At 71.0% G+C, this 25,997-nt stretch carries 24 protein-coding genes; 15 read left to right on the forward strand and 9 right to left on the reverse strand.

Annotated features, from left to right (window positions below; genetic code table 11):
- Positions 1–14: 14 nt before the first annotated feature.
- The 3 genes from FXF65_RS32190 to FXF65_RS32200 all read right to left on the reverse strand — a co-directional run bounded on the left by FXF65_RS32190 (position 15) and on the right by FXF65_RS32200 (position 3,379).
- Positions 15–1,253 carry an MFS transporter gene (locus FXF65_RS32190; RefSeq protein WP_148353839.1) on the reverse strand — a complete coding sequence of 413 codons (1,239 nt, stop codon included), beginning with the start codon at positions 1,251–1,253 and terminating at the stop codon, positions 15–17.
- Positions 1,254–1,465: 212 nt separating this feature from the next.
- On the reverse strand, positions 1,466–2,353 hold the full coding sequence (locus FXF65_RS32195) for an NAD(P)-binding domain-containing protein (RefSeq protein ID WP_148353840.1): 888 nt from the start codon (positions 2,351–2,353) through the stop codon (positions 1,466–1,468).
- A 30-nt stretch (positions 2,354–2,383) separates the two neighbouring features.
- Positions 2,384–3,379: an aldo/keto reductase gene (locus tag FXF65_RS32200; RefSeq protein ID WP_148353841.1), complete on the reverse strand. Its 996-nt coding sequence runs from the start codon at positions 3,377–3,379 to the stop codon at positions 2,384–2,386.
- A 382-nt stretch (positions 3,380–3,761) separates the two neighbouring features.
- Here FXF65_RS32200 and FXF65_RS32205 point away from each other — a divergent pair, with 382 nt between their 5' ends.
- Both FXF65_RS32205 and FXF65_RS32210 read left to right on the forward strand, forming a co-directional pair.
- Positions 3,762–5,264, forward strand: a complete 1,503-nt coding sequence (locus tag FXF65_RS32205) for a class I SAM-dependent methyltransferase (RefSeq protein ID WP_148353842.1) — start codon at positions 3,762–3,764, stop codon at positions 5,262–5,264.
- Positions 5,265–5,274: 10 nt separating this feature from the next.
- Positions 5,275–6,726, forward strand: coding sequence for an MFS transporter (locus tag FXF65_RS32210; protein ID WP_148353843.1), 1,452 nt, complete (start codon positions 5,275–5,277; stop codon positions 6,724–6,726).
- Positions 6,727–6,734: 8 nt separating this feature from the next.
- On the opposite strand, the gene FXF65_RS32215 is transcribed toward FXF65_RS32210, so the two are convergent.
- Positions 6,735–7,406 (reverse strand): LmbU family transcriptional regulator, encoded by a 672-nt coding sequence (locus tag FXF65_RS32215; RefSeq protein WP_187412612.1) that lies wholly within the window; start codon positions 7,404–7,406, stop codon positions 6,735–6,737.
- Positions 7,407–7,728: 322 nt separating this feature from the next.
- Here FXF65_RS32215 and FXF65_RS44060 point away from each other — a divergent pair, with 322 nt between their 5' ends.
- From FXF65_RS44060 to FXF65_RS32240, 5 genes are all read left to right on the forward strand, one after another.
- Positions 7,729–8,811, forward strand: coding sequence for a helix-turn-helix domain-containing protein (locus FXF65_RS44060; protein ID WP_222868845.1), 1,083 nt, complete (start codon positions 7,729–7,731; stop codon positions 8,809–8,811).
- Positions 8,812–8,903: 92 nt separating this feature from the next.
- Positions 8,904–9,878, forward strand: a complete 975-nt coding sequence (locus FXF65_RS32225) for a glycoside hydrolase family 43 protein (RefSeq protein WP_187412614.1) — start codon at positions 8,904–8,906, stop codon at positions 9,876–9,878.
- 283 nt (positions 9,879–10,161) lie between these two features.
- Positions 10,162–10,440 carry a polyprenyl synthetase gene (locus FXF65_RS32230; RefSeq protein WP_148353845.1) on the forward strand — a complete coding sequence of 93 codons (279 nt, stop codon included), beginning with the start codon at positions 10,162–10,164 and terminating at the stop codon, positions 10,438–10,440.
- Positions 10,433–11,422, forward strand: a complete 990-nt coding sequence (locus FXF65_RS32235; protein WP_148353846.1) for a polyprenyl synthetase family protein — start codon at positions 10,433–10,435, stop codon at positions 11,420–11,422. The genes FXF65_RS32230 and FXF65_RS32235 overlap by 8 nt, the downstream gene beginning before the upstream one ends.
- Positions 11,415–12,605 (forward strand): oxygenase MpaB family protein, encoded by a 1,191-nt coding sequence (locus tag FXF65_RS32240; RefSeq protein WP_148353847.1) that lies wholly within the window; start codon positions 11,415–11,417, stop codon positions 12,603–12,605. The genes FXF65_RS32235 and FXF65_RS32240 overlap by 8 nt, the downstream gene beginning before the upstream one ends.
- Before the next feature lie 11 nt (positions 12,606–12,616).
- Here the strand turns inward: FXF65_RS32240 and FXF65_RS32245 are convergent, their stop codons facing one another.
- Positions 12,617–13,246: a hypothetical protein gene (locus FXF65_RS32245; protein WP_148353848.1), complete on the reverse strand. Its 630-nt coding sequence runs from the start codon at positions 13,244–13,246 to the stop codon at positions 12,617–12,619.
- A 141-nt stretch (positions 13,247–13,387) separates the two neighbouring features.
- On the opposite strand from FXF65_RS32245, the gene FXF65_RS32250 reads away from it, so the two are divergent.
- The 5 genes from FXF65_RS32250 to FXF65_RS32270 all read left to right on the forward strand — a co-directional run bounded on the left by FXF65_RS32250 (position 13,388) and on the right by FXF65_RS32270 (position 17,809).
- The gene (locus tag FXF65_RS32250) at positions 13,388–14,614 is read left to right on the forward strand and encodes a sensor histidine kinase (protein ID WP_148353849.1); all 1,227 of its coding nucleotides are present in this window, start codon (positions 13,388–13,390) and stop codon (positions 14,612–14,614) included.
- Positions 14,611–15,288 (forward strand): LuxR C-terminal-related transcriptional regulator, encoded by a 678-nt coding sequence (locus tag FXF65_RS32255; RefSeq protein WP_246199273.1) that lies wholly within the window; start codon positions 14,611–14,613, stop codon positions 15,286–15,288. Before FXF65_RS32250 ends, FXF65_RS32255 begins: the two co-directional genes overlap by 4 nt.
- Before the next feature lie 101 nt (positions 15,289–15,389).
- Positions 15,390–16,685, forward strand: a complete 1,296-nt coding sequence (locus tag FXF65_RS32260) for a hypothetical protein (RefSeq protein WP_148353850.1) — start codon at positions 15,390–15,392, stop codon at positions 16,683–16,685.
- Between the two features lie 355 nt (positions 16,686–17,040).
- A complete protein-coding gene (locus FXF65_RS32265; protein ID WP_148353851.1) occupies positions 17,041–17,403 on the forward strand; it encodes an RNHCP domain-containing protein in 363 nt (120 codons plus the stop codon).
- A 7-nt stretch (positions 17,404–17,410) separates the two neighbouring features.
- Complete coding sequence (locus FXF65_RS32270) at positions 17,411–17,809, forward strand: RNHCP domain-containing protein (RefSeq protein ID WP_148353852.1); 399 nt, start codon at positions 17,411–17,413, stop codon at positions 17,807–17,809.
- Between the two features lie 77 nt (positions 17,810–17,886).
- Here the strand turns inward: FXF65_RS32270 and FXF65_RS32275 are convergent, their stop codons facing one another.
- On the reverse strand, positions 17,887–19,887 hold the full coding sequence (locus FXF65_RS32275) for a WD40 repeat domain-containing serine/threonine protein kinase (RefSeq protein ID WP_148353853.1): 2,001 nt from the start codon (positions 19,885–19,887) through the stop codon (positions 17,887–17,889).
- 273 nt (positions 19,888–20,160) lie between these two features.
- On the opposite strand from FXF65_RS32275, the gene FXF65_RS32280 reads away from it, so the two are divergent.
- Both FXF65_RS32280 and uppS read left to right on the forward strand, forming a co-directional pair.
- Positions 20,161–21,261, forward strand: coding sequence for an undecaprenyl diphosphate synthase family protein (locus FXF65_RS32280; RefSeq protein ID WP_148353854.1), 1,101 nt, complete (start codon positions 20,161–20,163; stop codon positions 21,259–21,261).
- Between the two features lie 6 nt (positions 21,262–21,267).
- The gene (gene uppS, locus FXF65_RS32285; RefSeq protein WP_148353855.1) at positions 21,268–22,140 is read left to right on the forward strand and encodes a polyprenyl diphosphate synthase; all 873 of its coding nucleotides are present in this window, start codon (positions 21,268–21,270) and stop codon (positions 22,138–22,140) included.
- Between the two features lie 35 nt (positions 22,141–22,175).
- Here uppS and FXF65_RS32290 read toward each other — a convergent pair whose 3' ends face one another.
- On the reverse strand, positions 22,176–23,609 hold the full coding sequence (locus FXF65_RS32290) for a sensor histidine kinase (protein ID WP_148353856.1): 1,434 nt from the start codon (positions 23,607–23,609) through the stop codon (positions 22,176–22,178).
- Positions 23,606–24,346, reverse strand: coding sequence for a response regulator transcription factor (locus FXF65_RS32295; RefSeq protein ID WP_148353857.1), 741 nt, complete (start codon positions 24,344–24,346; stop codon positions 23,606–23,608). The genes FXF65_RS32290 and FXF65_RS32295 overlap by 4 nt, the downstream gene beginning before the upstream one ends.
- 463 nt (positions 24,347–24,809) lie before the next feature.
- On the opposite strand from FXF65_RS32295, the gene FXF65_RS32300 reads away from it, so the two are divergent.
- Complete coding sequence (locus tag FXF65_RS32300; protein ID WP_148353858.1) at positions 24,810–25,331, forward strand: DoxX family membrane protein; 522 nt, start codon at positions 24,810–24,812, stop codon at positions 25,329–25,331.
- A gap of 63 nt (positions 25,332–25,394) precedes the next feature.
- Here the strand turns inward: FXF65_RS32300 and FXF65_RS32305 are convergent, their stop codons facing one another.
- Positions 25,395–25,979, reverse strand: a complete 585-nt coding sequence (locus FXF65_RS32305; RefSeq protein WP_148353859.1) for a short chain dehydrogenase — start codon at positions 25,977–25,979, stop codon at positions 25,395–25,397.
- Between the last annotated feature and the right edge of the window lie 18 nt (positions 25,980–25,997).

Raw genomic sequence — 25,997 nt, forward strand, 5'->3', positions numbered from 1 at the left:
CGCGCCGCCGCCGGTCAGCCATTGTCGGTGCTCTCGGCGAGGTCGTCGGCCCCGCGCGGAGTCGTGATCCACCACACGGCGAGCGCGGCCGTCGCGAGCCCGGCGCCGAGGAGGCAGATCCCGGACCACCCCGCGGCGTTGTAGACGAACGCGGCCGACGTCGAACCGGCCACACCGCCGAGGAAGAACGCGAGCATGTAGGCGGTGTTGATCCGGCTTCGCGCCTCGGGATTGATCGCGAAGACGGTGCGCTGGTGGTTGATGTGGGCGCCCTGGAACCCGGCGTCGAGCAGCACGATGCCGACGATGAGCGCGATGACCGAGGTGCTGCCGAGGACGAGCAGTCCCCAGCTGGCGAGCATCACGGTCAGGGAGATCGTGACTGTGCGGCCGCTGTGGCCGCGGTCGCCCAGGCGTCCCGCCAATGGGGCGACCAGCGCTCCGGCGACTCCGAAGAGCCCGAACAGGCCGATGGTCGTGGCCTCGTAGTCGTAGGGCGAGTCGGTGAGGAGGAAGGCCATCGGCGTCCACAGCACGGTGAAACCGGCGAACTGGAAGAAGGCCAGCATCATGCGGCGGCGCAGCTCGGACTCGGACCTCACCAGCGTCGTCACCGACCCGAGGAGCGTCCAGTAGCCGGTGCGCCGCATCGACGGCGTGGGCGGCAGCGTCCGGTTCAGCAGGATCGCGAGGACGACCATCAGCACCGCCGCGACCACGAAGATCAGCCGGAATCCGGCGATGCCCGCCGCGAACCCGCTGAGCGTGCGCGCGGAGAGCGTGCCGATCAGCAGGCCGCTCGTCACGAAGCCCACGACGTGCCCGCGCTCGTCGGGCCCCGCGAGGGAGGCGGCGAGCGGGATCAGGATCTGGGCGGACACCGACATCATCGCCAGCCCGGCGAGCGCCAGGGCCAGCACGGGAAGCGCCGGTGCGGCGGCGCAGCCGAGGGCCACCGCACCGGCGAGCAGGAGCATGGCCGTCACCAGCCAGCGCCGATCCAGCAGGTCGCCGAGCGGAACCAGCAGCACGAGCCCGACCACGTAACCGACGTTCGCGCCGGCCACCAGGAGGCCCGCCGCCGCGTTGGACACGTCGAACTCGTCGGCGACCAGGCCCAGCAGCGGCTCGATGTAGAACCGGTTCGCCACCGCCGCGCCCACCGCCGCGGCCAGCAGGATCATCAGCAGGCGCGACATGCGGTCCTGGCCGGGCCGTTCCGCCGTCGTCACCCCCTGGTGACTGGTGGTCATCCGGGCACCTCCGATGTTACAGGTCGTTTCACTAGATACTGTTTGTATCACAGACCGGAGGACCACGAAAGGCGGCCGCGATGCGGCCGGTAGGCGGCTGAAGCGCGGCGGGGACGGGGCTCCCGAACGCGGCGGGGCCGACGCGCCCTCGTTCTCGGCGGTCGGCCCCGCGACGTTCCCGTGTCCGGCCCGGGTCGTCCCGGGCCGCGTCCTCAGCCCTGCCGGGAGGCGCCCGTCCCCTCGGCGCGCAGCAGGGCGAGGGCTTCGGCCAACTCGTCCTCGGGCCGGTCCTTCAGCGGCGCCCAACGCGCGAACACCTCGGCGGCTCCGCGCGACAGCTCGCCGGGCAGGTCGGCCGCGTCCAGCGCGCTCTCGACCTCCGCCATCTCGTGCTCCCAGCGCCAGCCGCGCACCGCGGCGGGCAGCAGGTAGCGGTCCGGGCTGCTGAACGGCGAACGGCCGGTGCGTCCCTTCTCCGCGTCGGCCTCCGTCTCGGCCTCGGCGCACAGGCTCGCGGCGACCTCGTACCGATCCGCCAGCGCGTAGGACACCGCCGCCAGCGCGCGGGCCCCCTTCTGCCACAGGGCGAACGCCAGCTTGAGGGCGGACGCGGTGCCGACCTCCCCGTCCAGCGGGATCGCGGCCACCCCGGTCCCGTCGAACAGCCCCGCGACGGCGGCGGCCCGGTCGGACGGCCCGGACAGGTAGAAGCGCATCTCCGCGCCGGACGCGCCGAGGATCCCGCCGTCCAGGACGGTGGCGCCGTTCGCCGCGACCGTGGCGGCGATGCGCCGGACCCGCTCCGGGGAGATCGCGTTGGCCTCGACGTAGGTCCCGGTGAACCCGTGCTCCGCGACGGATTCGGCGACGTGCTCGGCCGCGTTCGAGGGGCAGATCGAGAGGATCGCGGAGCTCTCCGCGACCAGGGTCTTGAGGTCGCCCACCGGTCGCAGGGCGGCGGCGTCCGCGCGTTCGCGGGTCGCCCGGCTGCGTCCCTCGGGCAGCCAGATCACGTCCGCGCCGCCGCCGAGCAACTGCCGGGCGATCGCGGTGCCCATCTGTCCGGGGTGCAGGATCGCTATCGTCGGTCGGTCTGCCATCTGCTCATCCTTGGGGTCGGAGGGTTCGGTTCACTCTTCGCCGTCGTCGGGGTTCGGAATGGGGCGGCTCGGGTAGCGGTCGCCGGCGGCCGATCCGGCGGGCACCGCCCGCTCGACGGCCGCGAGATCCGCTCGGGTGAGGCGGACGTCGGCGACGGCCAGCGCCTCGGCCAGTTGAGCTCGGGTTCGCGCCCCGATCACGGGGACGATGTCCTCTCCTCGCGCCAGCGCCCAGGCGATGGCGAGTTGGGCGACCGTCATCCCCGTGGGCTCGGCCACCTCGCGCAGCCCGTCGATCAACGCGAGGTTGTGCCGGAGGTTCTCGCCCTGGAAGCGCGGGAAGCCGCCGCGGATGTCGCCGTCCCGCGTCTTCTGCCGAGACCGGCTCTCCGAGAGCAGGCCGCGCGACAGCACTCCGTACGCGGTGATCCCGATGCCGTTCTGTCGGCAGAACGGCAGGATCTCCTCCTCGATCTCGCGCGAGAGGATCGAGTACTCGATCTGGAGGTCGCCGATCGGGTGGGTGTCGTGCGCCCGGCGAAGGGTCTGCGCGTCGACCTCCGACAGCCCGATGGAGCGCACGTACCCGGCGGTCACCAGTTCGGCGATCGCTCCGACGGTCTCCTCGATGGGCACGTCCGGGTCGGGCCGCGCCGGACGGTAGACGTCCACGTGGTCGGTCTCCAGGCGGCGGAGGGTGTACGCCAGGGAGTTGCGGACGGCCTCGGGACGCGCGTCGAGCCCCGCCCATCCCCCGCCCGGTTCGCAGAGCACCCCGAACTTCACGCTCACCGCGACCTGGTCACGCCGCCCGTTCCGCAAGGCGCGGGCGATCAGGCGCTCGTTGTCCCCGATGCCGTAGAAGTCGCCGGTGTCGAGCAGTGTCACGCCCTCGTCCAGCGCGGCGCGGAGCGTCGCGAGGCTCTCGGCCTCGTCGACGGGACCGTAGCGTCCCGCCATTCCCATGCATCCGAGTCCGAGGGCGGAGACCGAGGGTCCGCCTGTGCCGAGTCGACGTTGTTCCACGTTCCCCTCCGTGTACGTCCATGTGTGGGTGGGTGCGTGTGCGTGCCGCAAGGCGGCGGGAGAAGTGACGATTCCCGGGCGGTGCCGACACCATCGCCTCTCCTGTTGTGACGCACCTCACAAGCAGATATGAATTGGCTTCCGACAGGCATATTTGCGGTGGCCGCAACAATGCACGGAAACCTTTGATCGGCGTGCAACGTGCCGACCGACTTGCGGATTCGTCGGCCACGGCGATTATAACCAGCCGCCTTATGCGGGACGCGCCACGGGGCGGCCCCTTGCCGGTCGCCGACATATCCTGTTATACCTGGACGAAACTGTCCGATCTCTGCACGGGATACGTCGCTTCCGCTCATCCACCGTGCGTTGGGAGACATATATGAGAGCGCAGGCCGCCGCCTTCAGCGAGCGCCTCGAACAGTTCTCTCAGGTAAATGAAGATGAGGTCTATCAGCTTTCCCTCGACCTGCTCCGCATGGTGTGGGCCGGGGGACGCCCGCGTCCGGGCGCGTCGGACGCGGCGCAGGAGATCGTTCAGCGGGTGCTGGCGGTGCCCGCCGGACGGCGCGCCCATCTCGCCGTCCTGCTCGGCCTGCTGGCCGAGACAGCCGAAGACGACGCCCCGGAGCTGCGCCGGCGGATACGCGACGGGCTGCCCCGCTTCGTGGAACTGCTGGACACGCTGAAGCAGGACGAGCCCCTGGGCGCCGCCCTGGTCTATCTCCTGGCGCATTTCCCCGAAGACGCCGCGCGGATACTCCCGGCGGCCAGAAATGCCGCACTGGATCCGGACGATTTCGCCCGCCTCGAACGCTGCCTCGCGTCATTCGATCCTTCGGCACCTTTCATCGGCCGGGCGTGGCCGTCCCCGATCCGCTGGACGCTCACCGACGCGGAGCACGATCGGGAACGCCGATGGCTGGCGACGTTGTCCCCCGAAGCGGCGTCCTCGTTCTGGGAGAAGGACACCCGGACACTCCTCGCCTATATGGGCGGCAAAGCCGCCGCCGCCATCGCCACGGGGCAGGTCACGTCCGAGGCGCCTCACGAACCAGAGCCGGAGACCGCGCCTGCGCCCGCCGCGCAGGCGACATCGCTTTTCGACAAATTCGCCGCTGTGATTCGGTGTCCGTCCTGCAAAAGCGAACTCGTGCGCGACGGGGCGAGCGTGGTCTGCGCTCAATGCGCCGTCGACTACATGACCGACCACGGCTATCTCGACCTCTCCGCCGAGTCGTTCGGGGCCGGAGACCAGATCGCCGGTAATTCGCCGCTCTACCTGTCGAGGTATGAGCCTCTTCTACGCCCGGCCTTCCTGCGCATCAACGGGTCGAACTGGAACGGCGCCGTCTCCATCACCGACGAGGACCGGTATCTCCTCGAACACGCGCGTCCGGAAGGCGGCCCGCTTCTCGACCTCGGGGCGGGAACGGGCCGTTGGACGAGGCTTCTGACGCGGCGGTTCGGCGGCGAGCGGGTCATCGCCTTCGACCTCGCGTCCGCGATGGTCGGACGCCTGCGGGAGGTCGTCCCGGACGCGCTGACGATGCGCGGCCCGGCCCGGTCCCTTCCGTTCGCCGACGGCTCCCTCGGCGCGGTGAACTGCTGGAACACCATCCAGTCGATCGACGATCCGGAAGTCACGATCAGCGAGATCGGCAGGTGCCTGCACAGGGGCGGCACGTTCACGATGCTCACCTACCGGCCGTCCGCCGATCCGCTCTACCGGTACTTCCAGCAACGGCACGAGGAGTGCCTGGGCGTCACGTCGTTCCCTCAGAAGGAAATGAGCGAGGCGCTCTCCTCGGCGGGAATGGCCATTGTGGACGAGTACACGCCCGGAACCTTCCTCATCGTCACTGCCGTGCGAGAAGGGGATTGATCGAGGCCGGATGTCGACTGCACAAGACACTTTGACCGGCCCCGAGGCGGCGCCCGCGCGAAAAGGGTCCGTCATCGGCGTGGTCATGACCGGGGTGTTCCTCTCCGGAATGGACACCACGATCGTGGTCCTGGCCCTGCCCACCATGGAGCAGAGCCTCGGCGCCGCCCTGGCCTCGCTCGTGTGGCTCATCATCGGATTCCTCCTGGTCAACACGCTGCTCACCACCCAGGCCGGACGCCTCGGCGACCTCTACGGGCCCGCCCGGATCTACAAGACGGGCTTCGTCCTGCTCACCGTGGCGTCGCTGTTCTGCGGCCTCGCCTGGGACCTGCCCTCGCTCCTGGTGTTCCGCCTGTGCCAGGGGGCGGGCGCCGCGTTCCTGACCGCGAACAGCGGGGCGATCATCGCGACCGCGTTCTCCCGGAACGAGCGCGGAAGGGCCTACGGCCATACCGGGGTCGGCTTCAGCCTCGGCGCGGTCGCGGGCATCGTCCTCGGCGGCCTGCTCATCACCTATGTGTCCTGGCGGTGGATCTTCTGGATCAACGTTCCCGTCGGCGCGGTGGCCATGGCGTTCGCCCGCGGGGCACTGCGCGACGAGGCCCCCCGGCAGCGGCGGGGCCTCGACCTGCCGGGCATGTGCACGCTGGGCGCGGGCTTGTTCTGCGTCCTGTGGTCGACCACCAAGCTGGCGACCGAGCCGTTCAGCCTCTTCTTCGCCGTGCTCATCGCCTGCGGCGTCGTGCTGCTCGGCGTCTTCGTCCAGCTTGAGCGGCGCCAGGCGGAGCCGATGCTGCGACTGTCGCTCTTCCGCATCCCGGCGCTGTCGGCCCCGCTGCTCGCCGCGCTCCTCCAGGGGCTGGCCAACTATGCCGTGCTCTGGCTGGCGATCATGTATCTCCAGGGTCCGGAGGGACGGTCGCCGCTGGAGACCGCGCTGCTGATCATGCCCGGATACGTGATCGCGGGGATCATCTGCCTCGGCAGCGGGCGGCTCGCCGACCGCACCGGGCCGCTGCCGCCGATCGCCGTCGGGCTGGGCGCCGAGATCATCGCGCTCGGCTGCTACGCCCAGGTCTCCGTCACCGGCGGGGTCTGGCTGATCGTGGCGGCGAACATCGTCAACGGGGTCGGTCTCGGGTTCTTCATCCCCGCCAACAGCTCCGCAGTGATGAAGGCGGCCCCGCGGGACCTCATGGGGATCTCCTCCGGCATGCTGCGGACGTTCGCGAGCATCGGATGGGTGTTCTCCTTCCCGCTGGCGATCATGTCCGCGTCCCGGTCCATTCCCCGGGACCTGGTCATCGCGATCTTCGTCGGGTCGTCCGACCTCGACGGCGCGGCCGCCGACGCCTTCACCGACGCGCTCGGCCCAACCTTCTACGTGCTCATGGGCATCATGGTCCTGGCCATGCTCGCGTCCCTCATCCGGCTGACCGGGAAGGAGCCCCGAGCCTGACGCCGATGTCAGTCCCGCAGCGCTTGCGCGGCGGCGCTGTCCAGGGTGGTCAGCACCCATTGCCGCAGGTCCGTGCCGACCTGGTCCGCTGCCAAGCGCCAGCGTTCGAGGTGGCTGCCGGGCACCGCGAGCCGCCGTGTGGCCTCGTCCCGTGTCGCCTCGTCCCGCGTCGCCTCGCGGACCTCGGCCGCGTACGAGAGCCGGATGCCCGCCCTCAGTTGCTTGGTGGTCCACTTCGCCTTCTCGGCGCGGTCGAGCCATTTGTCCTGGTCCTCGACCAGCAGTGACGCGACCTCGGCGTGATGCTGGAAGCTCAGCGCGGCACGTCGGCGGGACAATTCGAACCGCCGTGCGACCCAGGCGTAGTTGCGGAGCGTCTGGTACTGCAGTCCGGCGGCGAGAATTCCGCGCTCGTAACGGTCGCGGTAGTGCTCCTTGCCGTATACGAGCCAGTCGCCGAGCCACCACGCGGACGAGTTCACCACCGCGGTGATCTGGCGACCGGCCCGCTCCCAGTCCTCGAACGTCAGCTCGGCCGGTATCCGCAGTCCCAGCGCCGTCGTCAGCACGCTGCCTCGACGCTGCCCGTCGGAGACGGTTCCGCGGTTCGCCGGTGGCGGCGGCTTCTTCCGGTAGAGGACGGACTGCGTCGGTTCGGTTTCGCTGATCAGCTTCGCCATTCTCGCTCCTTCGAAATCCAGCCGTGCATGACCCGCCATGCACGGTGCGCGAGAACAGGAAAGCTCGGCCGTGAAGGTGTCCAACAGGGCGGCGGTCGGACTCGTCCGTACTCCGTCCAGGCTCTGACCGGTCGCGGACGGCGATCGGCGATGCCCCGGACCACAACCGGACACGTGTCGTCACCGCTCGGACACTCTCGGACACAATCGGTGGGATACTCGGCCGCAGCGGGACAGCAGAACTGAAGCGCAGAGGTCAGGCGTGACGACGAGCAATGATCCAGCAGACCCTCCGACCGCCCGTCAGTCCGAGCTGGACTCGGTGACGACCGGAGAGGAACTGGCGAGGCTGCTGGCCGAACAGTGCGCCCGAGCCGACGTGTCGCTGCGGGAGCTCGAACTGCGTGCGAACCGGGCGGGCGGAACCCGCCTGGCGCGGGCCACGTGCTCGGACATGTTGGCCGGACGAAGGTTTCCCAAGAAGGCGTTCATGGTGGCGTTCCTGCGGGCTTGCCAGGTGCCCGAGGACGAACTCCCCGCCTGGGAACGCGCATGGGAACGAGCGAAGATCACCCAGCTCACCCAGACCTTCACCATGCGGACCCCCGAAGCCGAGCAGGAGAACACGCCGGTCCCCGAGCCCTCCCCCAACGCACGCGAGGACGTCGAACCCGAAAACGGCGGCGCAAGGGACGGCGACGCGGAGGACGACGACGCGGCGGTCAGCGGTGCGGAGGACGGCGGTGCGGAGGACGGCGGTGCGGAGGACGGCGGTGCGGAGGACGGCGGTGCGGCGGTCGGCGGGACGGGTCAGCCGGTCAGTGGAGGGGCCGGGCGCGGTGGGAAGGCTGTTCGGCGGCGGCTCGCGCTGCCGGTCGGACTGATCGTCGCCGTGGGGCTGGCCTGTGCCATCGGTCTCTCGACGCTCACCAATGCGGGCGGCCACCCGCGACAACGCCTGACCGACGACGGTCGTGCGTTCAGCAGTGGCGGGTCGAGCCAATTCACCGTGAGCGTCGATCCCGCCCATACCGAGTTACGTCTGACCCGCCGTCTCGACGCGATCATCGCGATGCAGACCGCGACCGTCGCCGTGAACGGGGCCTTGGCGGCGGTATGGCAGCCCCTCCATGGAGGACCGCGGGTCTGGCAAGACCAGACCGTCGCCCTCCCACCTGTGCTGACTCTGAGGCGCCGCTCGCTCACCATCACCAACACGTTCGTGTCCTCGGAGTTCGACTTCAACGAGTTCACCTACTTCGTCGACCAGAAGGTCGACGGCGACTGGTCCCGAGCCGACACCGTCAACATCGGCCCAGAGCACCCCGGCAGTGAGGCCGCGCATCACTACCGCATCACCAATCAGCACTGGGCTGGAGTGCGCCGCCTCGACTACCTGGAGTGAATTCGCCCCGCCACGGCACGGCGGGGCAGCTCTCAAGACTCCACCGTCCCTGCGCTTATGAGGAGTGCGTGATGCGATCGTCTGGTCTTGCCGTGCTGCTGGTCACCGGGTTGGTGACGGCCATGGCGCATGTCGGATCGGTTCCAGCGGCGGCCACCGAGCCTTCAACGACGGCAACGGCGCCTCCCAAAGAGGTCATCACCGATTTCGCCGACCCGGAGGTCATCCAAGTCGGGGCCACCGTCTATGCCTACTCGACCAGCAGTTCGAGGGGCACCGTTCCCGTCGCCAGTGCGCCGTCCGCCTCCGGACCGTGGACCATACGCGGGGACGCCCTGCCCACCAGGCCGTCCTGGGCGGCGAAGGAGGGCGGTTTCTGGGCGCCGGACGTCTCCCGCCGCGCGGACGGCCAGTACCTCATGTACTTCACCGCCCCGAGCGCCGCGAACGAGCGCATGTGCATCGGCGCCGCGCTCTCGACCCGACCGCTCGGCCCGTTCCGGCCCATCGACGGCGGCCCCCTCGTCTGCGACCCGCGTGAGGGCGGCGACATCGATCCGGCGAGCTTCGTCGACACGGACGGAAAGAGATATCTGCTCTACAAGAATGACGGGAACGCGCTGAACAACGGCACGCCCTCGATCATCTGGCTGCAGAAGGCAGATGCCGACGGAATCACTCTCGTCGGCCCCCGCAAGGAACTGATCCGCAACGATCGCGATGTCGAGAATGGTGTGATCGAAGCGCCTGTGCTGATCAAACGTCCCACCCAGTACGTGCTCTTCTACTCGGGCGGCCCGTACTGCGGCAACGATTACTTCACGAGTTACGCCGTGTCTTCGTCGCTCGCGGAGCCCTTCAGCAAGGCTGACCGGCCGCTGATGACGACCGAGACCCTCGACGGCGCGGTGCGGGGCCCCGGTGGCGCCGACGTGCTCGGCGAGCACATCTTCTTCCACGGCTGGGTGGGAAAGTGCCTCGAAGGAGGGACGCGCTCGACCTACACGGCGGATCTGGGCTGGGCGAACGACCGTCCCGTCGTACGCGGAAGCCGGGCCGCATCGTGACGGTGAACGGCACCGCCCAATTCGTCCTGGATTATCCCGCTCACGGCTGAGCCGACTGGCAACGGGGCGCGGCGCCCCTCAGTCTGAATCGACGGTGGAACACCCTTTGTTTCCAACACCAAAGCCGGTAGGCCGAGCCGGACTATGTCGAGATCGCCTGATCTCGGCTCGCCGGGCCGGCGGCTCTCACCAAGAGGTGAGAATCGTCATGCGGTTATTGCAGGACGTAACCGAAAGTGGGTTGATATTGCCGACGGTGTTGTCTCGATGACTGTGGGTCGTGATGGTGCGAGGCGAGGATTCCGGGGCGCATGACGAGGTGCTCCATCTGGCGGCCGGGGCGGCCGACGTGGTGCTCGGCGGGATGCGGGGCCTGGTGCGGCGCCTGCCCGGGTTGGGCGACGTGCGGCAGGAGTTGCGGGCGCGGGGCGAGCTGGCGCTGCGGCGGAACGCGCCCTCGCCGCTGGCGCACATGGAGGTCCTGGCCCGGCGGGTGAGCGAGCGCGCCGCCGCGCCCCCTCAGACGGCCCGGCCCGCCCAGCTCGTGCGGGACGATGGGTGACCTTCGGGTCCGCGTCGACCGGGCCCTGGAGGAGTTCGTCGAGTCCGAGATCGGCGAGCTGACCGCGCTGGACGGCGAGCTGGCGCCCGTGGCCGAGCAGTTGCGCGCGTCGGTCACCGGGGGCAAGCGGATCCGCCCGGCGTTCTGCTACTGGGGGTGGCGGGCGGCGGGGCAGCCCGACGCCGACTCGATGGTGCGGGCGGCCGCGGCGCTGGAGCTGGTGCACGCGGCGGCGATCGTCCACGACGACATCATCGACCGCAGCCCGCTGCGCCGCGGCCGGGTCACCGCGCACGCCAGGCTCGGCGACGGCCTCGCCATCATGGTCGGCGACCTGCTGCTGGCGTGGGCGGGCGAGCTGTTCCACAGCTCGGGCCTGCCGCGCGCGTTCCTGGCCCGGGCCGTGTCGGCGTGGACGGCGATGGGCCGGGAGCTGATCGCGGGCGAGTGCCTGGAGATCCTGCGGACCGGGGCCGCGCCGGACGTGGGCCTGTCGCTCCAGGTCGTGCGGTTGAAGACCGGGTCGTACACGATCGAGTGGCCGCTGCGGATCGGCGCCGTCCTCGGCGGCGCGGCGCCGGGGGTGCTGTCCGCGCTCGCCGCGTACGCCCGGCCGCTCGGCGAGGCGTTCCAGTTGCGCGACGACCTGTGGGGCGTGTTCGGCGACCCCGCCGAGACCGGCAAGTCGTCGCTGGACGACCTGACCGGCCGCAAACCCACCGCGCTGCTGGCCCTCACGCTGCAGCGCGCCGACGGCGGCGACCGCTCCCAGCTGCGGGAACTGCTGCGGGCGCCCGTCCAGGAGGACGAGGGCGCGCGGATCCGGCAGATCATGCACCGCTCGGGCGCCCGCGACCAGGTCCGGCAGATGATCGACGACCGCGCCGCCGCGTCGCGGGCGGCCCTCGCCCGCGCGCGGCTGCCGTCCGAGGCCGCAGGCGCCCTGACCCGACTGATCACCGAGGTGACCGCTGATGCCTGAACCCGCCACCGCCGAGACCGGCCCGTCCACCGCGAAGGGCCGGTACACCGGCGCCTACATGGACTCGCTGCGCCTCAAGGGCGACAAACTCGCCGACGCCACCGTCGAGGCCCTGTTCACCGGCGGGGAGGTGCCCCGGTTCAACACGCTGATGCGCTGGGTCACCACCTCCGGGCAGGAGCTGCCCGCCGGGCTCCCGGTCGCCGCCCGCGACTACCTGGAGGCCACGGCCACGCCGCCGGAGTGGGTGGACTGGGGGATGATGGAGCAGGCGCGGGAGTTCTTCATCGACAACGACGTGCACATCTCCACCGCGTTGTCGTTCGCGTCCATGCCCGCGTGCTACGTCGTCCCGCACGTGGCGAAACTGCTGTCGGCCACCCACTCGCTGGAATACCCGGCGCGGCGGATGGCGGAGACCGGGCAGTTCACCGTCTACCTCATGCAACCCGACGCGTTCCAGGCCGGAGGGCGGTTCCTTCCGGCCGCGCAGAAGGTGCGGCTGCTGCACGCCACGATCCGCCGCCACCTGCGCCAGGAGAACCGCTGGCCCGAACCCGTGGCGATCTGCCAGGAGGACATGCTCGGCGGGCTGATGATGTTCAGCATCCAGGTGCTGGACGCCCTGCACCGCCTCGGCGTCCACATCACGCCCGGCGGCGCCGACGCCTACTACTACGCCTGGAAGGTCGTGGGCGCCGTCCTGGGCTGCGACCCGGAGGAGATCCCGCCCGACCTGGAGGCGGCACGCGAGTTCTCCGACCGGTACATGATGCGCCACATGGGTCCCTCGACCGAGGGCGTCCACCTGACCCGGCAACTGATCGACATGTACGAGCAGGTCGTGCCCGGCACCTTGCTGGACCCCATCGTCCCGGCCCTCATCCGCTTCCTGATCGGCGACACCGCCGCCGACTGGCTCCAGGTCCCCCGCTCCCGCTTCGACACTCTCGTCAAGATGGGCCCCGCCCTGCTGGGCGTCCTCGAAAGCTTCGAGGACCGCGGCCCGTGGGCGGCCCAGATGTCCGACCGGCTCGGCCGCCTGGTCACCCACCTGGAGCTGTCGTCACTGACCCGCGGCCGCGTGATGCACTACGCCATTCCCGAAGAACTCAAACCCGCCCACGGCATCCCCACGCCTTCCAACCGCTGGACGCCTCCCCCTCCCGCCGACCACCCGTAGCGGGCCAGCCGTCAGCGTCGGCTGTTCTGGGCGATGTGTTGGGCGACGGACTTCGCGAGGTAAGGCTCCAAGGGCTGGCCTTGGGCGGGGTCGTCCGAGAGGAGCAGCGGCGTGCCGTCCTGGCCCTTGCCGAAGCAGGCGATGCGACCGGTTTCGACGCCTACGGCCGGGTCGAGGACGTACGGACTGTTGTTCGCCCACATCACCTGCTGGTCGGCCGCCAGGCCCGTCCGGAGCCGCGCCTTGCGCAGCTTCTTGTTCTTCGGAGGGTTCTCCGAGAGTGGGTAGGCGGGCAGCAGCGGTTGCAGGCGGGCCATCGGGTACGCGCGGGCGTCGGCGTCCAACGCGAAGGGCCCGAGCGGCCAGCGGCGGCCGACGATCACGACGCGCCCGGCGAGCACGAGCCCCCAGAGCTCCAGCCGCTGGTTGGGCTTGCGCGCCTCCAGCACGGGGACGGGCGGGACGCCGGCGTCTCGCAGGTGGCGTGCCGCGGCCGACAGCAGGTCCTGGACGCGGGCGACGACCTGCTGCCATTCGGGGAGTTCGCCGTGCCGCCGGGCGCTCTCGTGCGCGGCGTGCGCCGCCGCCTGCGCGTCGATCCTGCGCCGCTCGGCCGACACCAGATCATCGAAGTCGGACACGTCGCCGTCCTTTCGCGTCGCGGGCCTGGGAGCGCCGCGTACACGGCGGCCGGCCCCTAGACGATCGCACACGCGGTCAAGGGAAGGCCCCCGGGAAATGCCGGGTAGTGCGGACGAATCGGCATCGTGGATCATTCGGTCATGAAGTTGATCGGCGGGCTGGCGACACCCGCGCTGCCGACGACTCCGGCCGGGGTCGAGCTGTGCGCGGTGGCGGTGTTCGCGGGCGTGCGCGCGGTGAACCTCGCGCAGTTCGCCGTCGCGTCGCCGGTCGCGCTGCGGGAGGCGACCTCGCCGGTCCTGCTGCTGGTGGTCCTCGGCGGCTACCTGGCCGAGTCGGCGGCGATCGGCGCGGTCGTGGTGAGCGCCCGCGCCTACCGCGACCGCCGCTGGGGCTGGGCCGACACGGCGACCGCCGGTGCGGTGCTGCTGGCCCAGCCGCTGTTCACCGCCGCGTCCGACCGTACGGGGAGCTGGACGGCGTGGGGCTTCGCCTGCACGTTGAGCTCCGCCGTGGGAGCGGCGGTCGTGTTCACTCGGCGACGGCACATCGCGGTCGCCGTCGTCGTGCTCGCCGGGTGCTACCTGGTCGCCACCCTGCCGGGGGCGGCGGGCGGCTCGGCGGCGACCGCACTGGGGAACGCCTTCGCCTATGTCGGGTTCGCGGTGCTGGCCCGGCTCCTGGTCGGTTACCTGCGGCGGTTGGCGGGCGACGCCGAGCGCGCACGGTCGGAGGCGGCGCGGGCGGCGGCCGAGGCGGCGCGGCTGCGGGAGCGGGAACGGCAGCAGCGGTTGCTGCACGACAACATCAGCGTGCTGCGGCTGTTCGCCGGAGGCGGCGTACCGGAGGAGCTGGACGGCCCGCTTCGCGCGCAGGCGATGGCGCTGGCCAACCGGGTCCGCGCATTCCTGGACGACCCGCCGGTGGAGGCTGGCGAGCCCGGCCCGTCGCTGGTCTCGGTGCTGCGCGCGGCCGTCGGCGACTACCGGGACCTGCCCGTCGAGGCGAGCGTGGAGTTGGCCGACGGCGTCCCGCTTCCGGAACCCGCCGCCGGGGCCGTCCGCGCCGCCGTGGGCACCCTGCTGGCGAACGTGCGGATGCACGCGGACGCTTCGAACGTCGTCGTCCACGCCGACGCCGACCCCGCCGAAGGCGAGTGGGAGGTGACCGTCGCCGACGACGGCCGCGGCTTCGACCCGGCCGCCACGCCGCGCGGGTTCGGGCTGCGCGACCAGGTCGAGCGGGCCTTGGCCGCCCACGGAATCGCCGTCCACGTGCACTCGGTCCCCGGCGACGGGACGCGGGTCACGCTGCGCGGCCCCCTGCCCGCCTCGTGGGAGGCCGTCGAGCCGGAGGGCACGCCGTGACGGGCGACGAGCCGCAGGTGCGGGTCGCGGCGATCGACGACGACACCCTCATCCGGGACGGCCTCCGGGTCCTGGTGCCCGGTCTGGACGTCGTGGCCGCGTGCCGGGACGTGGCGGAGTTCCTGGCCGTCCGTCCGCGCGTGGAGGTCGTCCTGCTCGACCTCACGCTGACCGGCACCGCGACCGATCCCGTCCTCCAGGGGACGGACGCGGTGGCGGCGCTCGCCGCGGACGGGTGGCGGGTCCTCGTCTACACCAACGAGCGGCGCCGCGCCGTGCTGGTCGCGTGCCTGAACGCGGGGGCGCGCGGCGTCGTCCACAAGGCCGAGCCGCTGCCCGCGCTCGCCGCTGCCGCCGCCGATGTCGCGGCCGGTCGGATCGTCATCACGCAGGCGCTGACCGGGCTGGCAGAGCTGGCCGGACGGCGCGGACGGCTGCCCGACCTGTCCCCTCGGGAACGGGACGTGCTGGCCGGACGGGCCCGCGGCGAGTCGTTCCGCAGCATCGCGCGGCGCCTGTTCATCACCGAGAAGACCGCGTCCGGCTACATGGACCAGGTCAAGCACAAGTTCGCCGCCTACCTGCGCGAACATTCGCCCGCGGACCTGGAGCGCGCACTCGGCCTGGAACCTTCCGGGCTCACCGACCGGCATCCGCGCGACGCGCTCCCCTGATCCGCAGCGCTTTCCCCACCGGCTCCCGTCCGTTCGCCCCGCCCCGCCGCCGCCCGCGCGACGACCTCGTCCGCGCGGACCGTGATCACGCAAGGAGCCGTATGCCGTCCTCAGCCCTCCCCTGTCCGCGGCGCGGCACCGCCTGGTTCCTGGCCGTGGGAACGCTCGTGATCGCGTTCCTGTGCGTCCTCGCGCCCGCCGCGCGCGCCGACGCCCCGTCGCTGCGCGCCACTCCCGCGCACCCGACCAACCGCGAACCCGTGACGATCAGCGGCAGGTTCGAGGGCGCCGCCTCGGGCTTGAGCGTCGTCCTGCAACGGCGGGGCGGCATGTTCGGCGGCGAATGGGAGCCCGCCGCGTCGGCCACGACGCGGAAGGGCGGCTCGTTCGCCTTCCACCTCGGCCGGGTCGACAGCGACGAGACGTACCGGGCGGTGCTGTCCGGCGACGGGACGCGCCGGAGGCTGTCCAAGGAGTTCGAGCTGGGCGTCCGGTACGAGTCGGTCGACCGCCGCTGGGTCCGCGGGGACGCCTCCGGCAACCGCGAGACGCTCTTCGCCTGCTTCGACTCGGGCGGCGACCAGTGCGCGAGCGACGACGACGCCAACACCTCGCCCACCTGGCTCGCCGGCGTCCTGATCCTGTGCTTCCTCGGCGGCGGCGCGCTGCTGGTGTGGGGCGCGATGGCGCTGCCCAAGAAGGTGCGCGCCCCGGCGGCCGTCGTCGGCCTGGTCGCCTGGGTCCCGCTGTTCCACAACCTGGCCTTCGGCTATGCGATCCCCCGCGTCGGGGTGGAGCACAACGCCATCCTCGTCACGTTCCTGTACCCGCTGTACCTGCTCGTCCTGCTGCTCGGCATCGCCGTGATGATCGGCTATCCGTTCCTCATGGTCGGGCTGATGCGGGCGGACGTCATGCCGCAGGGCCGTCCGGGACGGGCCGGGCTGTTCGGCGTCGTGATCGCCGTCCTGGTGGCCTGGGGACAGATCTACAAGCACTCGCCCGCCATCGCGGCCGGGCCGTTCGCGGTGAAGACGCAGTGGCTCAACGACGCGGTGCACACCTGGTCGCTGCACTGGCCGCTCTCCGTCCTCTGGACGGTCCTGGAGTTCTTCGCCACGGAGGCGGGCCTGGTCTCGTTCGGCGCACTCGCTCTCGTCTCCGTGCTGCTGCCCGCTCCCCGCGGCCTGCCGGGCACCTCGGCACTGGCGCTGGCGCACGGCACCGCCGCGAACGTGTCGGCCGTCATCGTGGGCAGCGCGGCCGTCGTCGTCATCTCGATCGTCGCGTTCGCGGTCTTCGTCCTGGCGGCCGTCGTGCTGATGGCCTACGTCATGTTCTACATCCTGGTCGCCTTCACGACCGCCGCCATGCTGGCCTACCTCTTCAAACGCTAAGCCTGCGGCGAGGTCAGCCAAGTACTTCGCGCAGGATCCGGACAGCCTTCGGCCCCGACCTAGCCACCCCGACGCAGCCGAACGATGCGAGGAAAATCGGTGGATCGGCTGGTCGGGGGGTTGTTAGGGTCGGGGCGTCTTGTTGGTCATGGTCGGCCTCTGTGCCTAGAGAGTCAGGTTTTATGCCCCGGTCAGCGCCGAGCGCGCTTACCCATGCCCTGGGCCGTCAACGCCCCTGACAGTTCTCTCCCTGTCGGCCGGACGGCCAGGTTCGCTGTGCGCGGCGACTCCAGCAAGGCGCGTTCGGCGCTTCCTTGCTGCTGTTCCATGACCGATCGGCAAGGAGGACCCTGCTGTGTCCAAGGACGTATCACGCTCCGTACTCAGCACCGAGACATTCGACTGCGTGCGCTGCGGCCTGAACGTGGCCGCGCTCGCCCCGGACGGCGTCCGGCGCAACCACTGCCCGAGCTGCCTGCACTCCCGGCACGTCCTCGACCGCGAGGGCGGACGGCCAGAGTGCGGGTCGCAGATGGCGCCGATCTCCATCGCGGTGCTGCGGAACGGCGACTGGATGGTCGTCCACCGCTGCTCGCGGTGCGGCGAGCTCACGTCCAACCCCATCAGCGGTGACGACAACCAGTTCATCCTGATGCGGATGGCCGTGCGACCGCTGGCACAACCACCGTTCCCGCTCGAACCTTTCGGCGATCTCTGAGGCACCCATGCCACGGCGAAAACACCGGCGGGAAAGAGTCCAGCGGCGCAAGGCCGGGCCGGAGGGACGGCTCGACGCGTTCCGATGCGTCGGATGCCGTCTCGACGTCCCGGCCGACGCGCCGGGGACGGTGCACCGCAACCACTGTCCGCACTGCCTGACCAGCCTGCACCTCGACGACCTGACGCCGGGCGACCGGCGGGCGGGCTGCCGAGGGCGGATGGCGCCGCTCAGCCTCACCGTGCGGCCGGACGGTGAATGGATGCTCATCCATCACTGCGTGTCGTGCGAGGCGCTGAGCGTCAACCGCATCGCGGGCGACGACAACGCGCTCGCCCTGCTCCGCATCGCCGTGCGTCCCCTGCGGGACGACCGGCTGCGGGCGGGCCTGCGGACGGTCACCTAGAAAACACGACGGCGCCCTCCGCCATCGGCGGAGGGCGCCCATCCGTCGACGGTCTCGTTCAGGCTGAGCGCCGCCGCTCAGTCCAAGGTCCACATGCACGCCACCTCGTCTCCGGTGGCGGCCAGGACTTTGCCGTCAGGGCTGAACGCCACCGAGTAGGAGTACTGCTTGAACCGTCCTTTGAGGGTCACGATGCTGCGTCCGGTGGACACTTCCCACAGGCGGACCGTCTTGTCTCCGCTCGCGCTGGCCAGGGTCAGGCCGTCCGGGCTGAACATCACCGACTTGACGGCTTCGGTGTGGCCTCGGAGGGTGGCGGTTGGACGGCCGGTGGCGACGTCCCACAGCCGGACCGTCTTGTCGTCCCCGGCGGTGGCGACGCTCCTGCCGTCAGGGCTGAACGCCACGGAGAACACGATGCCCTTGTGGCCTCGGAGGGTGGTCGTGGCGGCGCCGGTGCTCGCGTTCCACAGCCTTGCGGTGCCGTCAGCGCTGGTGGTGGCGAGGGTCCTGCCGTCCGGTGCGAACGCCACGGACTCCAAGAAGCTGGTGTGGCCGGTAAGCGTGGCGGTGGCGCCGGCGTCGGCCACGTTCCACAGCCGCACCGTCGCTTCACCGGCGGCCGTGGCCAGCGTCTTGCCGTCCGGGCTGAACGCCACCCCGTTGACCGAGTACTTCTGACCGGTGAGCGTGGCCGTGCTGCGCGCGGTCGCGACGTCCCACAGCATTGCCGCGTCCGAGCCGGTGGCCAGCGTCCTGCCGTCGGGGCTGAACGCCACGGACTGGACGATTCCGGCGTGACCGGTGAGAGTGGCGACAGGGCTGCCGGTGCTCGCGTCCCACAGCCGCGCCGTCTTGTCGCCGCTGCCGGTGGCCAGGGTCTTGCCGTCAGGGCTGAACGCCACCGAGGTCACCCATTCGGTGTGACCGGTGAGCGTCCGCGCGTAGGTCGCCGTCCTGACGACATGCGGACTCGGGGAGGACGGTTGGGTCCCCGTGCCGTGGCGGCCGGCGGTATCGGCCTGTCCAGCCGACGGCTCCGGCCACAAGGCCGCCGTCACGCCGGTACCGGCGGCGACGGCCGCGAGGGCTCCGAGGCCGCCGAACAGGACGGTCCGCCGAGACCATCGGCCGGGAGTGTCGGCCCGCTCCGCCGGGCGGGTGGGCTCGGTTGACGGCGAGCTCGGCAGCGTCGTTTCCACGGCGGGAGGCACCGCGACGGTGTCCTCGGGCGGCGCGGGGGCAGGCGGTGCTGGGGCCTGGAGTTCAGACAGGACTTGGGCCAGCGCCCGGCCGGTGGCCTCGGCGTCCGCGCGTTGGTCGGGGTCCTTGACCAGGAGCACGTCGAGGACGACGGTCAGCGGCCCGGCGTGCTCCGCCGGACGGGGCTCCCCCGTCAGGATCGCGGCGTACACCGCCGTCAGCGTCGGCCCGTCGAACGGAGGGACGCCCTCGACCGCCGCGTAGAGCGTCGCGCCCAGAGACCACAGGTCGCTGGCGGCCACGGGACGGCCTTCGATCTGCTCGGGCGCCATGTAGCGCGGCGTGCCCATGGCCATGCCGGAGAGCGTCAGGACGGTGGCGTCGGCCATGCCCGCGATGCCGAAGTCGGTGATGACCGGACGGTCCCCGGCCAGCAGCACGTTGTCGGGTTTGAGGTCCCGGTGCAGGACACCGGCCGCGTGCGCCGCCGCCAGCGCGTCCGCCATCGCCGTACCGATGCGCGCCGCCCGCTCGACGGGCAGCCGTCCGTGTCGCTGGATCTCGACGCCCAGCGACGTCCCGGACAGGAACTCCATCACGATCGCCGGTGCGCCCCGATGCTCGACCACGTCGTGGACGGTGATGATCCCCGGATGGTTGAGCCGGGCCGCGGCGCGGGCCTCGCGCATCATCCGGCCGATCAGCAGCTCGCGCTGCTCGTCCGCGACGCCCGGCGGGAGCAGGATCTCCTTGACGGCGACCTCGCGGTCGAGCACCTCGTCGCGACTGCGCCAGACCCGCCCCATCCCGCCCTGACCGACCGGCTCGATCAACCGGTACCGACCACCTACCAGCAGGCCCATACCCTCCGCCACGACCGCAACTGTAAAGCCGGGCAGTGCCACGAGCAGCACATATCACCCCAACGCGACCAATATCGGCCTGACCTGCCCAGCAGAAAGAGACGAGACGGGTATTGCGCCCGCGATAGCCGCACGGCATGCCACTCGTCCGTCACTCTTAGTGATGGCGTGACTGGCGGTAAGGGGGTGCGATTCCCACGGGCGCGCTAGATGGCAGGAATAGCAGCCATTTCCTAGCCTCGTACAAGGCGGCTATCTACGGTGCGTAGCCAACCTGGAGGTCGTATGGCGTCGTCCACCCTCCCCGGACACGTCGTCGTCATCATGGACGGCGGAACCCACTGGGCCAGCTACCGCGGCCTGGATTTCTCGCCCGTCTCCGTGCCGGCGGACCCGGCGTTGCGGGCGGTGATCGACGCGGCCCTCCAACAGCGCGTGCCCTTCCTGACGCTGGTCCCGCCGCCCGAGGCGGTACGGGACGCGGCATGGATGCTGGTCGACCCCCTGCTGAACGGTCTCGGCGCGCGACGCCTGCACCACCGAGGCGTGCGGATCAGGACGCTGGGCGACACGTCCGGGCTTCCCGAGGAGACGGCCGCGCGGCTCGTCCAGGCCGGTGCGCTCCCGGCCGGAGACACCGCGCTGCACCTGACCGTCGCCGTCGATCACGACGGCCGCTCCGAGCTGCTGGACGCCGTCCGCGCCCTGCTCGCCACCGGACGCGGCGACAGGTCCGGCGACAGCGAGGGCGGGCCTGTCACCTCCGACGCCGTCCACCGCCGATTGCACGGTGACGACGGCCTGCCCGAGGTCGACCTCGTGATCCGGACCGGTGGCCGGCACCGCCTGTCGCACGTGCTGCCCTGGCATTGCGCCGACGCCGAGCTGATCTTCCTGGACGTGTTGTGGCCCGACTTCACCACCGAGCATTTCCGGCGCGCCTTGGAGCTTTATGACCTGCGCCAACGGTGCGAGGAAGACCTCCATCACGAGGACGCGCCCCACCTCGGCGTACCGGACCTGACGCCGTTCGAGGCCGACCTGCATGATGGCGATCCGATGCGCGCGGCCGTCACCGGAGACAGGCGCCGACTCGTCCCGTCCCTGGTCGGTGTCGGGGGGCTGGTGACGCTGCCCGTCACGGTCACGGTGCATCTGGGCGGCAACCTGGTGGACAACCTGCACGACACGGCCCGGTTCGCCAAGGCCCGCCTGGCCCGTGCCCTGCTCGGGGAGCCGCTCGGCACGACGGCGGAACACGTCCCGATGCCCGGCGACCTGGCAGGTCCGATCCTCGATGCGGGGTGCGGACATCCCTGGGCGACGGCGCCCGAAACCGTGACGGACGCGGGACCGGGCGAACCGTCTGGTCGGCCGGGGCCGTGAGGACAGATGGCGTCAGCGAACTCCGTCCGGCACGTGGCCTGCATCATGGACGGCAACGGCCGCTGGGCCATGAACCGCGGATTGGAGCGCATTCACGGACACCTGGCCTCCATGCCCGCGTTGGAAGCGGTCGTGGACGCCGCGCTCGCCGAGGGCGTGCCGTGGCTGACGCTCTTCGCCCTCGCCACGGAGAACTGGTCGCGTCCGGCGGGCGAGGTCGGATTCCTGATGAGCACTCTGGCCAACAGGATCATCGACAACAGCCTGTCCCGCTTTCACGCCAAGGGGGTACGGGTGCGGATGCTGGGCGCGCTGGAAGGCCGCCTTTCCGACGACATGGCGGCGAAGATCCGGCACGCCGAGGAGATCACCCGCGACAACGACGGGCTGAATCTGACAATGGCCGTCGGCTACGACGGCCGCGACGACCTGGTGCACGCCGCCCGCGCGCTGGCCGCCGCCGGAATCCCGCCCGACGACATCACCACCGAGGTGTTCGCCCGGCACCTCCAGGACCCTGACCTGCCCGACGTGGACCTGCTGATCCGCTCGGGCGGCGAGCAGCGGTTGTCGGACTTCCCGCTCTGGCACTGCGCCCACGCCGAACTGGTGTTCCTGGACGTCCTCTGGCCCGACTTCCGCGCCGAGCATTTCCGGCACGCCCTGCGGATCCACCACCAGCGGCAGCACCGCTTCGGCAGCCTCGCCGCCGCCCCGGCCGCCCCCGCCGGCGGCGGCACGATCGTTCCCAAGGTGATCACCCTGCCCGGCGTCATGGCCCTCCACCTGACCGGCGGCCTGCTGGGTACGGTCCGCGGCACGATGCGCGCCGCCGCCACCCACCTGGGCGCCACCCCACCGGACAGCCCGCCCCGCTGACACCCGGGCGGCTGACGCCCGGGCGCGCTTCTCAGCTACCTCCTCATCTTCACCGAATGAGCGAGGGTGACTCGGAAGATCGTGTGGTCGTCGGTTATCAGTTCGGCGTGGCCGTTGTGGGCGGTGGCGACTGCTTGGACGATGGCGAGGCCGAGGCCGGTGCTGCCTGATGTGCGTGAGCGGCCTTGGTCGGCGCGGACGAAGCGGTGGAAGACCTCGTCGCGTAGTTCTGCGGGGACGCCTGGGCCGTCGTCTTCGACGTCGAGGACGACGTCGTTCCCGGTGAGGGTGAGTCTGGCGGTGACGTGTGTTCCGGGGGGTGTGTGGGCGCGGGCGTTGGCGAGCAGGTTGGCGACCACTTGGTGGAGGCTGCGGGCGTCGCCGGTGACGATGACCGGTTGTTCGGGCAGGACCAGTTCCCAGCGGTGTTCGGGACCGGCGGCGCGGGCGTCGGCGGTGGCGTCCAGGACGATCCGGGTCAGGTCGACCGGGCGGGTGTCCAGGGGGCGGCCGGCGTCGAGGCGGGCCAGCAGGAGCAGGTCGTCGACGAGTTCGGCCATCCGGACCGATTCGGCCTCGATGCGTCCGAGCGCCCGGGTCACGTCGGGTGGGACGGGTTCGGCGGTGCGCAGGGCCAGTTCGGCGTGGCCGCGGATCGCGGCGACCGGTGTGCGCAGTTCGTGGCTGGCGTCGGCGGCGAAGCGGCGCAGCCGTTCCTCGCTGGCCTGCCGCCGGGCCAGGGCGTTCTCCACGTGGCCGAGCATCCGGTTCAGGGCGGCGCCGACCCGTCCGACCTCGGTGCGCGGGTCGGTGTCGGGGACGCGCTCGGGCATCGCCACCTGCCCGCTGGCCAGCGGGCGCTCGGTGATCCGGGACGCGGTCGCCGCGACCCGCCGCAACGGGCGCAACGTCAACCGGACCATCACCGCGCCCGCGATCGCGGCGGCGGCGAGCACGGCCGCGAACACCACGACCTCGACCAGCACGACGCGGTGCAGCGTGTCCTCGGCGGGCCGCAGCGGCAGGCCCGTGACCAGGACGTCGCCGTCGGCGCCCGGCACCGCCACCACCCGGTACTCGCACAGGGCCGTCAGGGAGAGGGAGCGTCCCCGGCCGTCGGGGGGCAGGTCGGCGAGGGCGCGGCGGTCGGCGGGGGTGAGGGGCACCGGCTCGTCGGAGTCGCCGCGGACGACCGCCGCCTGCGTCACCGCCCCTGCGAACAGCCGCGCGCCGAACGTCCCCGACGCCTGGCCGCGGGTGTCGGGACCGTTGCCGGTGTCCCTCGGCCAGTTGTGCTCCAGGCTCGCCGGGAACCGGCCGCCGGACGCGGTGAGCTGGTCGTCCAGCCGTCCGACCAGGAACCGGGCGAGCGCGGTGGTGGTCGCGATCCCGACCGCGAGGCAGCTCAACGCCAGCAGCAGGACGAGCCCGGCGGTGAGCCGCGCCCACAGCGACCGCGGACCCTTCACCGAGTCTCCGCCTTCAGGACGTACCCGATACCACGGACGGTGTGAATCATGGGTGGGCGGCCTGCGTCGATCTTCTTGCGCAGGTAGCTGATGTACAGCTCGACGACGTGGGCCTGGCCGCCGAAGTCGTAGTTCCAGACCCGGTCGAGGATCTGCGCCTTGCTCAGCACCCGGCGCGGGTTGCGCATCAGGAGCCGCAGCAACTCGAACTCGGTCGGGGTGAGTTCGACGGGACGGCCGTCGCGGGTCACCTCCCGCGCGTCCTCGTCCATGGTGAGCGCGCCGACCGTGATGAGGCGCGCGGCGTCGGCCCGGCGGGTCATGCCCGCGCGGCGGAGCAGTCCGTGCAGCCTGGCCAGCACCTCCTCCAGGCTGAACGGCTTGGTGACGTAGTCGTCGCCGCCCGCCGTCAGCCCGGCGACGCGGTCCTCGACGGCGTCACGGGCGGTGAGGAACAGGACGCACACGTCCGGCGCGCCCGCGCGGAGGCGGTGCAGGACACGCAGGCCGTCGATGTCGGGGAGCATCACGTCCAAGACGACGGCGTCCGGGCGGAAGTCGGCCGCGACGGCGAGCGCCTCGGCGCCGTCCGCGGCGGTGCGGACCGTCCAGCCCTCCAGCGCCAGCGCGCGGGACAGCACCTCCGCCAAGTCGGGCTCGTCGTCCACGACGAGGACCCGGACGGACGTGCCGTCGGCTCTTCGAAGGCCCGTGGCTTCGGGATCAGCATTGGTCATGGTGCCGCCAGCATTCACCGCTCATCTCCGTGTTTTCTCAGAAAAGGCGCTGAGGGTCCACCGACCGGACGGTCTGGCGCCGCGCCGCGAGCCGGACCACCGCCGTTCAGACCCAGGACGGCCTGGTCCGTGGTGGAGACATTCAGAGAGTTCTCATAGGAACCGTCCCTTGCGGCTTGGGAAAACGCGAAATACCGGTTCGGCGGGACGGCCTTCTCGCAGGTGGGCGGCTGTGGTGGGCGGGGAGTTCACCTTGTTCGACCTGAGTGATGCGGTCTCCGGCGCGGGACGGGCGATCGACGCGGACGCCGTCCAAAACGACCGGCCAGCTCACTCGACATGAGCGAACGACCATTTACTCCAGTACACCGGGCGGAACGGTCGCGACGCTTGCCAGGAAAGGGAACAGATAGGAAACTTCGCAGTCGAATGGCCCGTCAGCTCCCCGCCCCAAGGAACTCCCATGTCCCTCGAAACCCCCCTGCGCCCGTCGTCCTCCCTGGACTCGAAGCATCCCGCCCGTTATGCGCTCGCCGCCGGACGGATCTTCCTCGGCTGGACATTCCTCTGGGCCTTCGTCGACAAGCTCTTCGGTCTCGGCAAGCCGACCGAGAAAGGCTGGCTCGACGGCGTCTCACCGTCCAAGGGCTTTCTCAGCCACACCGAAGGCCCGTTCAAAGACCTCTTCCACGCGATGGCCGGAAAGGTCTGGGTCGACGCCCTGTTCATGTTCGGACTCGGCGGGCTCGGCATAGCGCTGCTCCTCGGCATCTGCCTGCGCATCGCCGCGGCCGGTGGAACGCTCCTGCTCCTCATGCTGGCGGCCGCGTCCCTCTGGCCGGACACCAACCCCTTCATGGACATGCACTGGATCTACGCCGCGCTCCTGGTCGCCGTCGCGCTCGCCGACAACGGCACCACCCTCGGCCTCGGACGGGCCTGGGCGCGGCTGCCGATCGTCCGCGACTACCCCGTCCTCCGCTGACCGACCGACCCGGGCCGCGGCGGGCGAGCACGCCGCCCGCCGCGGCCTTCCGGCCTCAATTCGTCACGGGACGATCGTCAGACCTTGCGCGGATCCTTCGATCGCCTCGACATAGGCATTGGCCACATCGGCGACCGGGGTGCCATTCGAGGCTTCCATGCCGAGACCTTCCAGCGTTTCACGGATCCAGCCCGGACTGATCACATTGATGCGCAGCCCGCGCGGAAGTTCAGCGGCGGCATTGCGGACGAAACCGTCCAATCCCGCATTGACCAGGGCGCCCAGCGAACCGCCATTCAGCGGGGCGGCGAAGGTGCCGCCCGTGAGCACGATCGAGCCTCCGTCGCGCAGATGATGCAGCGCCCGTCGGGCCAAAGCGACCTGCCCCAGCAGTTTTCCCTGCAATCCCTGGGCGAACTCGTGATCGGTCACCGTCTCCAATGACACCAGCGGCCCGCTGGCCGCGCAGCAGATCACGCCATCGGGGTCGGGTACTGCTGCGAACAGGGCGTCCAGGGAACTCGGGTCCTCCAAGTCAACGGCGACCGGCCCGCGTCGGGACGCTCGAACCACCTCATGGGCTGGTTCGAGCGCACTCACCACCGCGCGTCCGACCGTTCCGGTCGCTCCAACGACGATCACCTTCATGCTCGCAAGGATGCCATT

The sequence above is a fragment of the Actinomadura syzygii genome, from assembly GCF_008085905.1.
Lineage (GTDB): Bacteria > Actinomycetota > Actinomycetes > Streptosporangiales > Streptosporangiaceae > Spirillospora > Spirillospora syzygii.

What these genes read in the sequence shown, in the direction of transcription:
- FXF65_RS32190 (WP_148353839.1), bottom strand. Translation starts at nt 1,253, where the DNA reads ATGACCACCAGTCACCAGGGGGTGACGACGGCGGAACGGCCCGGCCAG.
- FXF65_RS32260 (WP_148353850.1), top strand. Translation starts at nt 15,390, where the DNA reads ATGCCGTCCTCAGCCCTCCCCTGTCCGCGGCGCGGCACCGCCTGGTTC.
- FXF65_RS32280 (WP_148353854.1), top strand. Translation starts at nt 20,161, where the DNA reads ATGGCGTCGTCCACCCTCCCCGGACACGTCGTCGTCATCATGGACGGC.
- FXF65_RS32305 (WP_148353859.1), bottom strand. Translation starts at nt 25,979, where the DNA reads ATGAAGGTGATCGTCGTTGGAGCGACCGGAACGGTCGGACGCGCGGTG.
- FXF65_RS32235 (WP_148353846.1), top strand. Translation starts at nt 10,433, where the DNA reads ATGGGTGACCTTCGGGTCCGCGTCGACCGGGCCCTGGAGGAGTTCGTC.
- FXF65_RS32240 (WP_148353847.1), top strand. Translation starts at nt 11,415, where the DNA reads ATGCCTGAACCCGCCACCGCCGAGACCGGCCCGTCCACCGCGAAGGGC.
- uppS (WP_148353855.1), top strand. Translation starts at nt 21,268, where the DNA reads ATGGCGTCAGCGAACTCCGTCCGGCACGTGGCCTGCATCATGGACGGC.
- FXF65_RS32215 (WP_187412612.1), bottom strand. Translation starts at nt 7,406, where the DNA reads ATGGCGAAGCTGATCAGCGAAACCGAACCGACGCAGTCCGTCCTCTAC.
- FXF65_RS32195 (WP_148353840.1), bottom strand. Translation starts at nt 2,353, where the DNA reads ATGGCAGACCGACCGACGATAGCGATCCTGCACCCCGGACAGATGGGC.
- FXF65_RS32205 (WP_148353842.1), top strand. Translation starts at nt 3,762, where the DNA reads ATGAGAGCGCAGGCCGCCGCCTTCAGCGAGCGCCTCGAACAGTTCTCT.
- FXF65_RS32270 (WP_148353852.1), top strand. Translation starts at nt 17,411, where the DNA reads ATGCCACGGCGAAAACACCGGCGGGAAAGAGTCCAGCGGCGCAAGGCC.
- FXF65_RS32210 (WP_148353843.1), top strand. Translation starts at nt 5,275, where the DNA reads ATGTCGACTGCACAAGACACTTTGACCGGCCCCGAGGCGGCGCCCGCG.
- FXF65_RS32300 (WP_148353858.1), top strand. Translation starts at nt 24,810, where the DNA reads ATGTCCCTCGAAACCCCCCTGCGCCCGTCGTCCTCCCTGGACTCGAAG.
- FXF65_RS32295 (WP_148353857.1), bottom strand. Translation starts at nt 24,346, where the DNA reads ATGACCAATGCTGATCCCGAAGCCACGGGCCTTCGAAGAGCCGACGGC.
- FXF65_RS32230 (WP_148353845.1), top strand. Translation starts at nt 10,162, where the DNA reads ATGGTGCGAGGCGAGGATTCCGGGGCGCATGACGAGGTGCTCCATCTG.
- FXF65_RS32250 (WP_148353849.1), top strand. Translation starts at nt 13,388, where the DNA reads ATGAAGTTGATCGGCGGGCTGGCGACACCCGCGCTGCCGACGACTCCG.